The 14289-nt window shown below is 53.9% G+C and carries 16 protein-coding genes; 12 read left to right on the plus strand and 4 right to left on the minus strand.

Annotation, left to right across the window (positions count from 1 at the left end):
• Positions 1-16: 16 nt before the first annotated feature.
• Entirely contained in the window at positions 17-715 is a 699-nt protein-coding gene (gene lipB / locus V4U84_RS09325) for a lipoyl(octanoyl) transferase LipB (RefSeq protein WP_334077074.1), read from the plus strand.
• Here lipB and prli42 read toward each other — a convergent pair.
• The gene (prli42, locus tag V4U84_RS09330) at positions 705-803 is read right to left on the minus strand and encodes a stressosome-associated protein Prli42 (protein WP_334071660.1); all 99 of its coding nucleotides are present in this window, start codon (positions 801-803) and stop codon (positions 705-707) included. The two genes, lipB and prli42, sit on opposite strands and share 11 nt — an antisense overlap.
• Before the next feature lie 82 nt (positions 804-885).
• Between prli42 and V4U84_RS09335 the strand changes: the two genes are divergently transcribed.
• Positions 886-2022, plus strand: a complete 1137-nt coding sequence (locus V4U84_RS09335; RefSeq protein ID WP_334077075.1) for a M20/M25/M40 family metallo-hydrolase — start codon at positions 886-888, stop codon at positions 2020-2022.
• A 56-nt stretch (positions 2023-2078) separates the two neighbouring features.
• Here the strand turns inward: V4U84_RS09335 and V4U84_RS09340 are convergent, their stop codons facing one another.
• Both V4U84_RS09340 and V4U84_RS09345 read right to left on the minus strand, forming a co-directional pair.
• Positions 2079-3104 (minus strand): tetratricopeptide repeat protein, encoded by a 1026-nt coding sequence (locus tag V4U84_RS09340; RefSeq protein ID WP_334077076.1) that lies wholly within the window; start codon positions 3102-3104, stop codon positions 2079-2081.
• A gap of 10 nt (positions 3105-3114) precedes the next feature.
• A complete protein-coding gene (locus V4U84_RS09345) occupies positions 3115-3255 on the minus strand; it encodes a Z-ring formation inhibitor MciZ (protein WP_334077077.1) in 141 nt (46 codons plus the stop codon).
• Positions 3256-3336: 81 nt separating this feature from the next.
• On the opposite strand from V4U84_RS09345, the gene V4U84_RS09350 reads away from it, so the two are divergent.
• From V4U84_RS09350 to V4U84_RS09395, 10 genes are all read left to right on the plus strand, one after another.
• Entirely contained in the window at positions 3337-3903 is a 567-nt protein-coding gene (locus V4U84_RS09350; RefSeq protein WP_334077078.1) for an NUDIX hydrolase, read from the plus strand.
• Positions 3900-5099: an endonuclease Q family protein gene (locus tag V4U84_RS09355; RefSeq protein ID WP_334077079.1), complete on the plus strand. Its 1200-nt coding sequence runs from the start codon at positions 3900-3902 to the stop codon at positions 5097-5099. Before V4U84_RS09350 ends, V4U84_RS09355 begins: the two co-directional genes overlap by 4 nt.
• Positions 5100-5227: 128 nt before the next feature.
• The gene (spoIIM, locus tag V4U84_RS09360) at positions 5228-5866 is read left to right on the plus strand and encodes a stage II sporulation protein M (RefSeq protein WP_334071654.1); all 639 of its coding nucleotides are present in this window, start codon (positions 5228-5230) and stop codon (positions 5864-5866) included.
• A 169-nt stretch (positions 5867-6035) separates the two neighbouring features.
• The gene (locus V4U84_RS09365; protein WP_334077253.1) at positions 6036-6797 is read left to right on the plus strand and encodes a DUF2935 domain-containing protein; all 762 of its coding nucleotides are present in this window, start codon (positions 6036-6038) and stop codon (positions 6795-6797) included.
• Between the two features lie 148 nt (positions 6798-6945).
• Positions 6946-7419: a ferric iron uptake transcriptional regulator gene (gene fur, locus V4U84_RS09370; protein ID WP_148451837.1), complete on the plus strand. Its 474-nt coding sequence runs from the start codon at positions 6946-6948 to the stop codon at positions 7417-7419.
• A 169-nt stretch (positions 7420-7588) separates the two neighbouring features.
• A complete protein-coding gene (locus V4U84_RS09375; protein ID WP_334077080.1) occupies positions 7589-7825 on the plus strand; it encodes a DUF4227 family protein in 237 nt (78 codons plus the stop codon).
• A 107-nt stretch (positions 7826-7932) separates the two neighbouring features.
• Entirely contained in the window at positions 7933-8853 is a 921-nt protein-coding gene (gene xerD, locus V4U84_RS09380; RefSeq protein ID WP_334077081.1) for a site-specific tyrosine recombinase XerD, read from the plus strand.
• Between the two features lie 72 nt (positions 8854-8925).
• Positions 8926-10113 (plus strand): phosphopentomutase, encoded by a 1188-nt coding sequence (gene deoB / locus V4U84_RS09385; RefSeq protein WP_334077082.1) that lies wholly within the window; start codon positions 8926-8928, stop codon positions 10111-10113.
• 18 nt (positions 10114-10131) lie between these two features.
• Positions 10132-10959, plus strand: a complete 828-nt coding sequence (locus V4U84_RS09390; protein WP_334077083.1) for a purine-nucleoside phosphorylase — start codon at positions 10132-10134, stop codon at positions 10957-10959.
• Positions 10960-10977: 18 nt separating this feature from the next.
• The gene (locus V4U84_RS09395) at positions 10978-12309 is read left to right on the plus strand and encodes a pyrimidine-nucleoside phosphorylase (RefSeq protein ID WP_334077084.1); all 1332 of its coding nucleotides are present in this window, start codon (positions 10978-10980) and stop codon (positions 12307-12309) included.
• 382 nt (positions 12310-12691) lie between these two features.
• Here V4U84_RS09395 and V4U84_RS09400 read toward each other — a convergent pair whose 3' ends face one another.
• The gene (locus V4U84_RS09400) at positions 12692-14176 is read right to left on the minus strand and encodes an Lsa family ABC-F type ribosomal protection protein (RefSeq protein WP_334077085.1); all 1485 of its coding nucleotides are present in this window, start codon (positions 14174-14176) and stop codon (positions 12692-12694) included.
• Positions 14177-14289: the final 113 nt, after the last annotated feature.

Raw genomic sequence — 14289 nt, forward strand, 5'->3', positions numbered from 1 at the left:
TCTGGAGGCAGCGGCAATGACGAAATCCTTGCATATTTCTTACATCCGCGAGATGGAGTACGGAGAGGCTTGGGAAAAGCAGAAGCAGCTCGTTCGGGCCATTGATGAACAGCAGCAGGGGGAACACCTGCTGCTTCTTCAGCATCCGCCGACCTATACGATCGGCTCGCAGCGCCATCCCGAGCACCTTCTGCTCGGACCCGAGCAGCTGCGTGAACAAGGCATCGCCCTGTTTGAAATCGACCGCGGCGGGGATATTACATACCATGGCCCCGGTCAGTTGGTAGGCTATCCTCTTTTGTATCTTGAAGCGGGAAAAGGGCTGGATTTACACGGGTATTTGCGTAATCTGGAACAGGTGATAATCAATTATCTCGAGAGCTTCGGTATCGAAGGTTCCCGGAAACCGGCATATACCGGGGTTTGGGTAGGGGATGAAAAAATTTGCGCCATCGGCGTAAAATTCAATAAATGCCGCCAGCGCAAAGGTTTTGTCACGAGCCACGGATTTGCGCTTAACGTCAAAGCCGGGATTGGCCGGGAGGGATTTCGGGGTATTATTCCTTGCGGCATTCAGGAGTATGGCGTGACTTCCTTGGAGGACGTTACCGGGCGCAGGTTCGATGTGGAGGAAACGGCACGCGGGATCGTGCCGTATTTTACCGAGTTGTTCGGATATACGGGAGACCTATGGGGCAAGAAAGTCAGCGAATGAAGAACGGCTCCAACAAGACGATCAGTGTAGAGGCGAGCATGGAGAACAGCATCACGTAAACAACGATTTTGAACCATTTATTTTTCATAGCGCAAATAATCTCCTTCATGCACATAAATTTGAAGCATTCCTAATTATAATATCGTAAATAAGAAAGCGAGGAAAGTCCAGTGATCAATCGAGAAAGGCTTATCCGGCAATTTCTGGAGCTTGTTCAAATCGACAGCGAAACGAAGCATGAACGCGAGATTGCCGATTTCCTGACGACCAAATTTACGGAGCTGGGGCTTACGGTCGCCGAGGATGATTCGGCGGTCCGTACCGGTCATGCGGCGGGGAATCTGGTTGCCACTCTGAGTCCGAGCGATGCGTCGAAGTCCGAAGTTCGGCCGTTTCTGTTTACCTGCCATATGGATACGGTGGTGCCGGGGAAAGGGATTAAACCGGTTATCGGCGATGACGGCTATATCCGCAGCGACGGCACGACGATTCTCGGCTCGGATGACAAAGCCGGCGTTGCCGCATTGTTGGAAGTCATCCAGGTGTTGCGGGAGAACGGCCTGCCGCATGGTCAGATCCAGTTTGTGATCACGGCCGGCGAGGAATCGGCATTGGCCGGTTCCCGAGCGATGCAGCCGGGGCTTTTGGACGCGAAATACGGCTTCGCCATCGACTCGAACGGGGAGGTCGGTTCCATCTGTATCGGCGCGCCCACCCGGGCGGAAATCGAGATTGAAATCTTCGGCAAATCGGCGCATGCCGGCGTGAACCCGGAAGACGGCATCAGCGCGATTCAAGTCGCGGGCAAAGCGATCGCGCGAATGAAGCTGGGGCGTATTGACGAGACGACAACCGCGAATGTCGGTAAGTTCGTGGGCGGCGGAGAGACGAACATCGTGCCGGATCATGTAGTTCTGTATGCAGAAGCGCGAAGTACTTCACTAGAGAAGATCAATCGGCAGATTGAAAATATGGAGGAAGCGGTGAAAGCGGTCTGCGGCGAGTACGGAACCCGTTATGAATTCCGCAGCGGTTTGGCTTATCCGGCGTACCATTTTAAGGAAGAAGACGAAGTGGTGGTACTGGCGAAGCAAGCCGCTCAACGGCTGGGGATGTCCGGCAGCACGTTTATTTCCGGCGGGGGCAGCGATGCCAACGTATTTAACGGCTTGGGCATTCCCACCGTCAATTTGGCTGTCGGCTATGAGCATATCCATACCACAGAAGAGCGGATCAAGAGCGAGGATCTCGTAAAAGTGGCGGAGTATGCTCTGGAGATCGTCAATCAGTCCCTCACCCAAAAGTAAATGCTGTAACAGCCGCCCGGAAAAGCGTCATTTCGAACCCGGCGGCTGTTTCTTTTTCAATGGGGCCGGGTACCGTCGGCTTGACGGGGGAAATTTCGCCGTTGCGCGTAAGTCCAATCCGTGTGCCACGGCACGGAGGAGATCATCCGCAGGGCCTGATAAAGCTCGTTCAGATGCTTCTCGATTTTGGCCCGCTCCGCCTCATCCGGACGATACAGCGCAACGCGTCCGGTCAGGCGTGATACGGCGGCGTGCAGAAAACAGGAGCAGGCGGCAAACCGCGCTTCGGCCATTTCGGGGGTTGAGGCGGCCAACCGTTCAAAAATGGCGGCGGCCTCATCATAAAGACCCTCGTCATAAAGCATTTCCCCATAAATATAGGCGATTTCACGGTATGGCGGCGGACCTTCCTGAAGCAAGGGCATTTCGAGCTGGGAGAGCCATTCCCTCGCCCGATCCACATACCCTTCCGCATAAAGGGTCCGGATCAAAGCGCAGGCAAGATAAGGATCGTCAATATGGTCAGCGGCCAGCTTCGTCGCGATCGTAACTTGTCCCGACTCGACGGCACACTGAATCAATGCAGTGTTCTCCTCCAGGCTTCGGGGGTTCCCTGATATGCGCTCCCCCTTCCAATCCAGCATCAGCCGGGCGAGCAGGTCAAGGCGGTCGAGTTCCACTTTAAAGTGTTTGCTTTCCGAACATTGGGAGATCCTTTGTTTTCGGGCGCATATTTCTTCCCGGGCCAGCTTCGGTTCTCCACAGTGAAAAAGGCAGCGGAGATACAACAGAAACGTTTCTTCCGTCGGGTTCAGCAGACCGCCATAGCAATCCCGGGCCTGACGGTAGGCGCCGAGCCGGACAAGGGTCCGGAATAGCACCGCTTTTGCCGCATCCGTTGGGATGCCCATGTGCTCCAAGGTCTGAGCCAGCTCCCCGGCGATTTTGGGATCGGAAGCTCCGCTCCGACCCATAGCGGCTCCTTGTTCCAGCAAACGGGTTTCCGCGTCAGGGACAAGGGCGTTCCTCCCCGGCTCTTCCGAGGAAAGAAAGGCTCCTTGATTTCTGTTCAATTCTTTCATGTACTCCCTCCTATTTGCATCCGTAGCGGTGCAGGAGGTCAGCGACCGTTGCGGATGCTCCGGCTTCTTTTTTCCATTGGGACAGAAGAATCAGGATTTGCCAGGCTTTGCCCTGAAAGCACATCATGTTAACGGAAAAATAGCTTTTCATCGCCATGCTCCTTTATTTCGGGTTTGGTATAATAACACCATATGTTCGCAAGGGACAAGTTATGACAGGGGGAGTTTTAAAATGACAAATTCGAATCCAAAATTGATCGAGAAAACAATCTCCACAAAACCGCTATTTAGTGGACAAGTGATCTCTTTGCAAATCGACACCGTGGAGCTGCCGGACGGCTCGACGGGTACGCGGGAAATCATCCGCCATCCGGGGGCCGTCGCCGTTTTGGCGGTGAAGGACGGACGTCTTCTGCTGGTTGATCAATTTCGCCAGGCATTGGGACGCTGTGAACTGGAAATTCCCGCCGGGAAACTGGAGAAGGGGGAGGACCCGATGGAGGCCGCCCGCCGGGAGCTTCGGGAAGAAACGGGCTATCAATGCGCCAAAATGACGCTTCTCCATTCCTTTTACACCTCACCGGGCTTCGCCGATGAAATCATCCACCTTTATTTGGCCGAGGAATTAACCGCAGGGGATATGGCTCCGGATGAAGATGAATTTCTGGAAGTGATCGAGGCGACATATGAGGAAGTGCAGCGTTATATCGGTGAGGGCCGGATCTCGGATGCCAAGACGATCCTGGCGGCTTACATCTGGCAGCTTCAATTGATCCGGACCCGGGAGACGGGAAAATGACACAGGCGTCCAACGGTGGATTGTCTTCTTTTTTCGCGGACCTGCACATTCACATCGGAAGAACCGGAAAAGGAGCGCCCGTAAAAATCAGCGGAAGCCGGGACCTCACCTTCGCCAACATCGCCAAAGAGGCGGCCGAGCGAAAAGGTATCCAGCTTGTCGGCAATATCGATTGCCATTCCCCCGGGGTTCAGGAGGATATTGCCTCGAGCCTGGAGCATGGGGAAATGCGGGAATTGCCGGACGGCGGTATCGCCTACAAAGGAACGACCATTTTGCTCGGCAGCGAGCTGGAAATCCGGGAACCGGGCATGGGGCCTGCGCATTTGCTGGTGTTCTTCCCGGACTTACAAACGATCCGGTCTTTTACGGGTTGGTTGGAAAAGAGAATGAAAAACGTCACTCTCAGCTCCCAGCGCGTTTATGCCCCCGCGCGAGCTTTGCAAGAGGAAGTGTACGCCCGTGGAGGCATGGTGATACCGGCGCATATTTTCACGCCGCACCGGAGCATTTACGGCAGCTGTGCCCCGCGTATGGCTGATGTGCTTGATCCGGAGCTGATCAGCGCGGTGGAGCTGGGACTTTCTGCCGACAGCGAGATGGCCGGCTGGATCAGCGAGCTCGATCGGTATACGATCCTGACCAATTCCGACGCGCATTCCCTGGGGAAAATCGGACGGGAATACAATGAGCTGATTTTGCGCGAGCCGAGTTACCGGGAATTCGAGAAGGCCTTGCAAAGAACCGGGGGAAGAAAGGTCGCGGGCAATTACGGTTTGAATCCGCGGCTGGGCAAATATCACCGGACGTATTGCTCGGGCTGCAATTTTATCGTTGAGGAAACCGAGGCAACGGTGGAACGCTGCCCCTACTGCGGCAGTCCCAAGCTGGTCCGCGGCGTGCTGGACCGGATCCTGTCGATCGCCGACCGCACGGAGCCCCGGGTGCCGGCGCATCGCCCGGACTATCACTATCAGATCCCGCTGGAGTTTATCCCGGGACTTGGTCCGGCCAAGTATGAGCTTCTGCTTGACACCTTCGGGACGGAGATGAACATTTTGCACCGGGTGCCCGAACAGGAACTGGCGGGCGCGGTGGGAACCGAGCTTGCCGGCAAAATCGCCGCGGCCCGGAGCGGGACCCTCCTGCTGGAATCGGGAGGCGGGGGCAAATACGGCAGAGTGTCCAAGCCGTGAGGTTCCCTCCTTCCGGCCGGAAGAATGGCATATGCGACACGGCTTGTTCATACCTTAAAGTGAGCGGAAAGACGGGAGAGATGTTCTTTTGCGCCGGACTAAGATGAATCAAGCTTGGAGGGCCGCCTATGCTGGAGCCGTTTCGTCATACCTTGAAGGACCAGACCCCGTTGTACGTATTTGTCTCCGTACTCTTTCTGATGGGGGTCGTATTCGGAGCGTTGATGGTCAATGCGCTCACTTTGGAACAGCAGCAGGATCTGTCCCGTTATTTGGGTGATTTCTTCATCTCCGTGAATGAAGGAGGGGAGAGCTTTCAGCCGATGTCTTACTGGGAGGTTGCGGCGCTGCACCTCAAGTGGCTCGGTTTGATTTGGCTGCTCGGCCTGTCCGTTATCGGACTGCCCGGTATCCTGATTCTGGATTTTCTCAAAGGCGTACTGATCGGCTTTACCGTCGGCTGTCTCGTCGGGCAATTTACCTGGAAAGGGCTGTTGTTTGCGCTGGTTTCCGTGGCTCCGCACAACTTGATCGTCATTCCGGCGCTCCTGATCGCCAGCGTGGCGGCTGTCAGCTTCTCGCTGGGGATTATCCGCAGCCGGGTGCTGTTGAACCGCAAAGGAGCCGCGGCCCGGCCGTTTTTGTCTTATACCGGATTGACGCTGGCTATGGCCGCTGTTTTGTTGGCGGTATCCTCCTTCGAAACTTTTGTTACTCCTGTTATGATGTCGTGGGTCACGCCTTTGATCGCCCAGACTGGCTTGTAGGGGGATGTTTTTTTCATTCCATCAGCATAACTAAACCTGCCGCCCCCATATACTTTGCTAACAGTCAATTTTAGGGATTGTCTTATTCAGTAAAGTGAATGGAGGGATATTGTTGCCGGATCCTTTTGTTGTGCGATCCTTGGACGAGGTGCGTTTTTGGTCACGCATTATGAAAGAACATTCCTTTTTTCTTCGATTAGGGTTCAGGTGTGAAGACACGCAGTTAATTAACGAAGCTAATCAATTTTATGCGATCTTTGAGGATATCGAAAGAAGAGCCCATTCTTTTCAAGCGGATACGGATCCCCAAACTATTAGACAGTTTAATTCGGAAGTTCACAATGCCGCAACACATATTTGGGCGTTTAAGAGGAAGGTACTTGGGCTGATACTGCGCTGTAAACTCCCTGGTGGAACAAATTTCCCTCTGCTTGTAGACCATGTCAGCCGGGAAGCGAGGTATTTCAGTAACCGGTTGGAGGAGCTCAATAATGGAAGACTTGAACCATTGCCTGATGCGATCATCGATGAAAATGTCTTTTTCCTGAAAATCATGGCTGATCACGCAAAGTTTATAGGGCATCTGCTTGATCCTTCTGAACGAAAACTGGTGGAACAAGCAAGGGAGTTTAGTCATGAATTCGATATGCTGTTGTATCAGGCCATTGATTTAAGTTCTATGCGCCCAGAGTCGCAAACGCATCCGCTTTTAAGCCAATTTGTTGATGAAAACCGCGTTTCAGTCAAATCATTGCGCGATTTTAAGAAAACAGCGCGTGACTTAATTGATGAATGTCGAATCAAAAGTATCATTCACCCGTTATTGGCAGATCACGTCTTTCGGGAAGCCGAACGATTCTTATTCATTCTTGACATGTTTGATCGGTCGCTGTCCGGCATGAAGGTAAACAAGAAAGAAATCTTATTTTGAACACAGGAAAACGTATATCGCTAATGGGTCAGCATATGATGCAACTGGGCAGGTAGCTGTAGTTAATGTTTGACTTTGTTGATTGTGACCCCCTATAATGGTAGAAGTGATTCAAGTGCGACTTGCGGCAGATCCTGGGGGGGAGAACATGGAAGCAAAGATTGAAAAAATTAAACAACAGCTGCAATCCCACGGGTATAAGTTGACACCCCAACGAGAAGCCACAGTTCGAGTCCTGCTGGAAAACGAAGATGACCACCTTAGCGCGGAAGATGTGTTCATGCTGGTGAAGGATAAAGCCCCGGAAATCGGTCTGGCGACCGTATACCGGACATTGGAGCTGCTAAGCGAGCTTCATGTTGTGGAGAAGATTAACTTTGGGGACGGCGTTGCCCGTTACGACTTGCGGACGGATACGACCAAACATCATCACCATCATTTAATCTGCGTGCAGTGCGGCGCCATGGACGAAATACGCGAAGATTGGCTGGGACCGCTGGAAGAACGGCTGGAGAAGGAATTCAACTTTACGGTTCTGGATCACCGGCTGGATTTTCAAGGCATTTGTTACCGCTGCAAGGATAAGAACGGTGAGCCGGGGAACGGCAATAAGAAATCATAATAAGCAAAGCTCCGAACGGTTCTCGCCGTCAGGGGCTTTTTTTGTCTGTCCGGGAGAGACTTCGGCTCATAATCGTCCATACTTTTTTATATACTGTACAAAAGCCTTTCGTTGTTACAATTACATGCGTGATCGGACGGGCTGCAAGTTATGGAAAGGAGAGGCCGTTATGGTGATTTCACTACGGAAATGGCTTACATCCGTAAAGTATGCTTTAATATTTATGGCACTTGTTTACATTTTCTATCAAGCCATCGGTCTGCTGGAGAGCTTCGTATTTCCGCCGGACAAATACCGTGTTCCCGAAGGCTCGGCGATCAAGGTGTTTCAGTCCGAGTCTCCGGAAACCACGGGCGTGGAACGTATGGCGGATCGTTTGAAGCTGTTTTTCTGGATTGGCGAATAAAGCGTATATTTAGGCAGGGAAATGGTATGGGCATGTTGAATTGATGTATATTAGGAATGTTCATAAAAAGACAATATTCGACAGAGTCAAAGGGAGGCGCTGAAACGATGGAGCAATATGCAGCCTCTTTTATTTCGCATTTGGCAAGCCAAAAAGCTTTGAGCGACTCCACGCTGGACAGCTACCGGAGGGATGTAACGCAATTCCTGGCGTATTTGCGGGGCCGGGGAACCGAGGGGCTCGATGAGGTGTCGAAAGCGGGAATCATGCTGTATTTCGCGGCGCTGCGGGATCGGGGGAAAGCTCCGGCAACCGTTATGCGGGTATCCGTGTCCTTGCGTGCTTTTTTTCAGTATCTGGTCCAGGAAGGGGTCATTGGCCGAGATCCTTTTACCACAGTAAAACTGCCCAGGCTCGACAGAAATCCGCCCGCGGTGCTGACCGTGGAGGAGACGGAAAAGCTGTTGGACATGCCCCGGACCGCTACCCCGTTAGGCCTCCGGGATCGGGCCATGCTGGAACTGCTGTACGCGACGGGGGTTCGGGTCAGCGAGCTGATTTCGCTCAGGGTAGGAGATATCGATACGCGCGTCCGTTTTCTCCGCTGTTCCGGGGAAACGGGAAAGGAGCGGGTGCTTCCCTTTGGACGGATCACTGCCGATTGGTTGGACCGGTATTTGCAGCAGGTACGCCCCGTTTGGGAACCGAATGGGCCCGAATCCCCCTTATTCCCCAACCGGACCGGGGGCAAAATGAGTCGGCAGGGCTTCTGGAAGGTGATAAAGAAGTATAGCCGCGAAGCCGGCATTGCTAAAGAGATCACGCCCCATACGTTGCGTCATTCTTTTGCGCTCCATTTGCTTCAGGGGGGAGCGGATATAAAATCCGTTCAAGAGATGCTCGGGCATGCCGATGTGGCGACACTGCAGATTTACTTGAGCCAGGCGAGGCCCAATCTGAAGTCGGTCTATGATCATTTTCATCCCAGAGCCCGGGTCAGGGAAGCCGTTCAAGACCCTGATGCTTAGCTGCGGCAATCCGGGAATGGATTTGGCCGCCGCAGGGATAACTAACAGCAAAGATTGAAGGAGTGACGAAAGATGGAACATAAAAACCGTTTCGATAAAATCACCGTAATCGTCCTGGACAGCGTAGGAATCGGGGAAGCCCCGGACGCCGTCAAATTTGGCGATAAGGGCTCGCACACGCTCGGACATATTCTGGAGCGGGTGCCCGGCACGAAGCTGCCGAATCTGCAAAAATTGGGGCTAGGCAATATTGCGGAATTGCCCCACTTGAATCCGGTCGATGCTCCGGCGGCTTATTTCGGCAAAATGGCTGAAGTTTCTTCGGGCAAAGACACGATGACCGGACACTGGGAATTGATGGGGCTTAAAATCGACACCCCTTTTCAAACCTATCCCAACGGTTTTCCGCGGGATTTGATCGCGAGGTTCGAGCAGGAGACCGGCCGGAAGATCATCGGGAACAAACCGGCTTCGGGCACGGAGATATTGGACGAGCTTGGCGAGGAGCACATGAAAACGGGGGCCTGGATCGTCTACACTTCCGCGGACAGCGTATTTCAGATCGCCGCCCATGAAGAGATCATCCCGCTGGATGAACTGTATCGGGCCTGCGAAGTGGCGCGGCGTCTGACCCTTGAGCCGGAGCACTCGGTCGGCCGGGTCATCGCCAGACCCTTTGTCGGGCAGCCGGGCGCTTTCAAGCGGACGAGCAACCGGCACGATTATGCCGTTACCCCGCCGGCGCCGACCGTATTGAACGCGTTGAAGCATGCCGGCAAGGAGGTGATTTCGGTCGGGAAGATCAACGATATTTTTTCCGGGGAAGGTATTACCGAATCCTATCCGACCAAAAGCAACCGCCACGGCATCGACGAAACGCAGCGCTTGATGGAACGTCCGTTTAACGGTTTGCTGTTTACGAATCTGGTCGATTTCGACTCGCTTTACGGGCACCGCCGCGATCCGGAAGGCTATGCCCGCGCGCTGGAGGAATTCGACGCCTCGCTGCCCGATCTGATGGAGCGGGTGGGCGAGAAGGATCTGCTGATCATCACCGCGGATCACGGGAACGACCCGACGCATCCGGGGACGGATCATACTCGGGAATACGTGCCGATCCTGGTGTATGGCAAAGGACTGACCGCACCGGGGGACCTGGGCGTGCGGTCGACCTATTCCGATCTGGCGGCGACCATCGCCGACAATTTCGGCGTTTACGGCACCGAACATGGCAAAAGCTTTTTGCGCTTACTGAAATAAGAACGGGAGAGATGAACAATGGCGACAGTACTTACGATTGGCATGATCCGCGAGGCGGCGGACTACATCCGTTCCAAAACGGAAATTTCACCGAAGGTCGGCTTGATCCTCGGTTCGGGACTGGGCGTCCTGGCGGACCATATCGAAGGGGCGGTTAGCATTCCGTATTCGGATATCCCTTATTTTCCCCAATCGACGGTGGAAGGGCATGCCGGGGAATTGATGATCGGTACCTTGAACGGCGCGCCGGTTGTTCTTATGAAAGGCCGCTTCCATATGTATGAAGGTTACGGCCCTGAATTGACCGCGTTCCCGGTCCGGGTCATGAAGGAGCTTGGCGTGGAAAAGCTGCTCGTTACCAATGCGGCGGGCGGAATCAATACTTCCTACCGGCCTGGCGATTTGATGCTGATTTCCGACCATATCAATTTGACCGGAACGAGTCCGCTGATCGGGCAGAACGACAATGAACTGGGTCCCCGGTTTCCCGACATGTCGCAGGCTTACAGCCGGAGGCTGCGTGATTTGGCCCGCAAGACCGCAGAGAAAGCGGGGGTTCCGCTTCAGGAAGGCGTCTATGTGGGGCTGCTGGGCCCGTCTTACGAAACGCCGGCGGAAATCCGGATGCTGCGTACCCTTGGAGGAGATGCCGTCGGCATGTCCACCGTATCCGAAGTGATCGTGGCCAGACATGCCGGGCTGGAAGTGCTGGGCATTTCGTGCATCAGCAATATGGCGTCCGGCATTTTGGATCAGCCGCTGTCGCATGATGAAGTTATGGAAACGACGGATCGGGTGCGCGAGAAATTTTTGAGTCTGGTGCTTGCGATTATTCCGGAAATGTAGCGGGGGAGGTGTGAGCCGTTGAGAGCGGTTGACCTGATTCGGAAAAAAAGAGACGGCCTGGAGCTGAGCCATGAGGAAATCGGCTTTTTGGTCAAGGGCTACAGCGAAGGGGACATCCCGGATTATCAGATGGCGGCCTGGGCAATGGCCGTGTATTACCAAGGTATGAGCGCGCGCGAGACCGCGGATTTGACGATGCACATGGCATCCTCGGGCGATATGATCGATCTAAGCTCGATCCGCGGCGTGAAAGTGGACAAGCACTCCACCGGTGGGGTGGGAGACAAGACGACGATCGTTATCGGCCCGCTTGTCGCGGCCGCAGGCGTACCCGTAGCAAAAATGTCGGGAAGGGGCCTCGGCCACACCGGCGGGACGATCGACAAACTGGAGGCGATCCGGGGCTTCTCCGTGGAGCTGGGGCAGGAACAGTTCTTCCGCCAGGTAAACGAAATCGGCTTGGCCGTGGTCGGCCAAAGCGGCAACATGACGCCGGCGGACAAGAAGCTGTACGGTCTGCGGGACGTGACCGCGACCGTGGAATCCATCCCGCTCATCGCGAGCTCCGTGATGAGCAAGAAGATCGCGGCCGGGGCCGATGCCATCGTGTTGGACGTGAAGACGGGCAGCGGCGCGTTCATGAAGACCCTGGACGATTCGATCCGGCTGGCCAAGGCGATGGTCGATATCGGCACGCAAGTCGGGCGGAGCACGATCGCGGTGATCAGCGATATGGACCAGCCGCTCGGCTACTCGATCGGTAACGCGCTCGAGATCGAGGAGGCGATTGCCACCCTGCGGGGCGAAGGGCCGAAGGATTTGGAAGAAGTGTGCCTGATCCTCGCTTCGCATATGCTAGTTCTGGGCGGTAAAGCCCCGGATGAGGAGGCGGCGCGGGCCATTCTTCGGGAGAAGCTCGCCAGCGGAGAAGCTTTGGAACGCCTAAAGATGATGGTGCAAGCCCAAGGCGGGGATACCCTGCAAATCGAAAACGCGGATTTGCTGCCGAAGGCCGAGCTTCACGTGGAAGTGAAGGCGGAGAAGCGCGGCTTTGTCGAGTCGATCCAGGCGGAGGAGATCGGCATCGCCGCGATGCTGCTGGGCGCGGGCCGCGAGACGAAGGATTCCGTCATCGATTTGGCGGCGGGCCTGAGCCTGCGCAAGAAGATCGGCGATCCGGTTGAGGTTGGGGAAGTTCTGGCGGTTCTCCATCTCAATCCGTCATTCCAAAGCCGGCTGGAGGAAGCAAGCCGCAAAGTGAAAGAAGCCTACGGGATCACGGACGAGAAGGTGCCCCGTAGACCGCTTGTTTTTGCGCTGATTACCCCCGACGGGGTGCGCAGGTTTTAATGAATATTGAAAAGCAGCCGGGAGTGAGGAAATATTTCCTTCTTCCGGCTGCTTTTTTTAAAATATCAGAAAGCATACACTTCGTGGGATTTGCTTTCTGGCGCTGATTAACGGGAAAATCTCCCGTTAATCAAACGAGAAAACGGCCGGGGGGCAGATTAGCTGGAAAAGCTCCAGCTATTTTTCGGCCGGAAGTCCGGTATGCACCGGAGAGGCAGATTTAGCTGGAGAAATTCCAGCTAAATCGCAAGATGGTGCAGAAAGCAGCGAATTAACGGGAGAAATTCCCGTTAATTCGCTAGCGAAGCCGCTTGGCATGGCCACAGTCGGACAAAAAGCAAGAGTGCGCCGATAGACGTTTTTCTTAATTGGCGATCGTCTCTCAAAGCTTCAACTCCACCGTCTTAGTTGCGATATGGCTGCAAAACTCGCTGTCATGCTCGACAAAAAGGATTGTCGGAGCATGCTGTAGGAGCAGCTCCTCGATCTGCATCCGGGAGATGACATCGACAAAGTTCAGCGGTTCGTCCCAAACATGGAGATGAACCCGCTCGCAAAGGCTTTTCGCGATCAGTACCTTCTTCTTCTGTCCCCCGCTAAAAGAAGAGATATCTTTTTCAAATTGCAAGCGGGAAAAATCAAGTTTCCTCAAAATTGATTTAAACAGACTTTCGTCGATCCCGCTGTTTCTGGCGAAGTCCGACAAATCACCCCGTAAATGCGAGGTGTCCTGCGAAACATAGGAAATTTTCAACTGGCTCCCTATTCGTAACGCGCCGGTATAAGGGATGTCCTCACCGCAAATCAGCTTAAGCAAGCTGGATTTCCCCGAGCCGTTCGGGCCGGAAAGCGCGATGCGGTCCCCTTGCTCAATAGTAAAGTTGATGTCGCCGCACACCTGTTTTTCACCATAATGAATCGAAACGCGGTCAAGCTCCACGAGCTGGTGTTTATGATACGTCAATTGGGATATTTTCAGGGCTTCCGAGCTTTCGACGTTTTTCAGCAGCCGGGATTTTTCCTCGAGAGCCGATTGTTGTCTTTGCTCGATCGACTTGGACCGTTTCATCATTTTGGCGGCCTTGTGACCAATGTAGCCTTTATCGACCTTGGAGCCGGAGTTGCGGGTACCGTTTTTGGTTTTCTCCACTTCGTGCGACCAGTTGCTCGTGCGCTGGGCCGCTTCGGACAGCCGCTTGATATCCTTCTTCAGTTTTTCGTTCCCGGCCATCTCGTAGAGGTCCTGCCGTTGCTTGTTCTCCCACCAGTCGGAAAAATTCCCCTTCTGCACTTCGATATCTGTTTTGTTGATTGAAATAATGTGGTCCACGCAATGATCGAGGAACGCCCGGTCGTGCGACACCAAAATAAACCCGCTCTTGCCGTTCAAATAATCGCTGACCAGCTTCCGGGCATGCAGGTCCAGATGGTTGGTCGGCTCGTCAATGAGCAAAAACCGGTTTTCCTTTAGGAACAGGGCCGCCAGCAGCACCTTCGTCTGTTCTCCGTGGGACAAGGATTCGAAAGGCCGGTATAGCACATCCTCCGACACCTTTAGCAGCGAAAGCTCGCGTATAAGCCGCCAATGCTCGTAGTCCGGATAGATCTCGGCGACGATGTCGACGGTGTTGTTCTCTTTGTGTTCAACGATAAAGGGGAAATACTCAAAGTTGACGTTGGCCGAAATAGTCCCGCTGTATTCGTATTTGCCGAGCAGCAGATTCAGAAACGTGGTCTTGCCCCGGCCGTTTCTCCCCGTAAAGCCCAACTTCCAGTCGGTATCCATTTGGAAGCTTACATTTTCAAAAATGTTGTCGTAACTGCCATCGTAGGCAAACGTCAGGTTTGTTACCTTGATTAATGACATGGCGGTAACCTCCTTTGTCCAAATAAAAATGAGCTGCAAGAAAGTTACCTTTCTTACAGCTCAAAAAAATACGTCAAATCCTACCCGAGTATAAGGGTGGACGGAATCTATTT

The organism is Paenibacillus sanfengchensis (assembly GCF_036864765.1).
GTDB classification, from domain to species: Bacteria; Bacillota; Bacilli; order Paenibacillales; family Paenibacillaceae; genus Fontibacillus; species Fontibacillus sanfengchensis.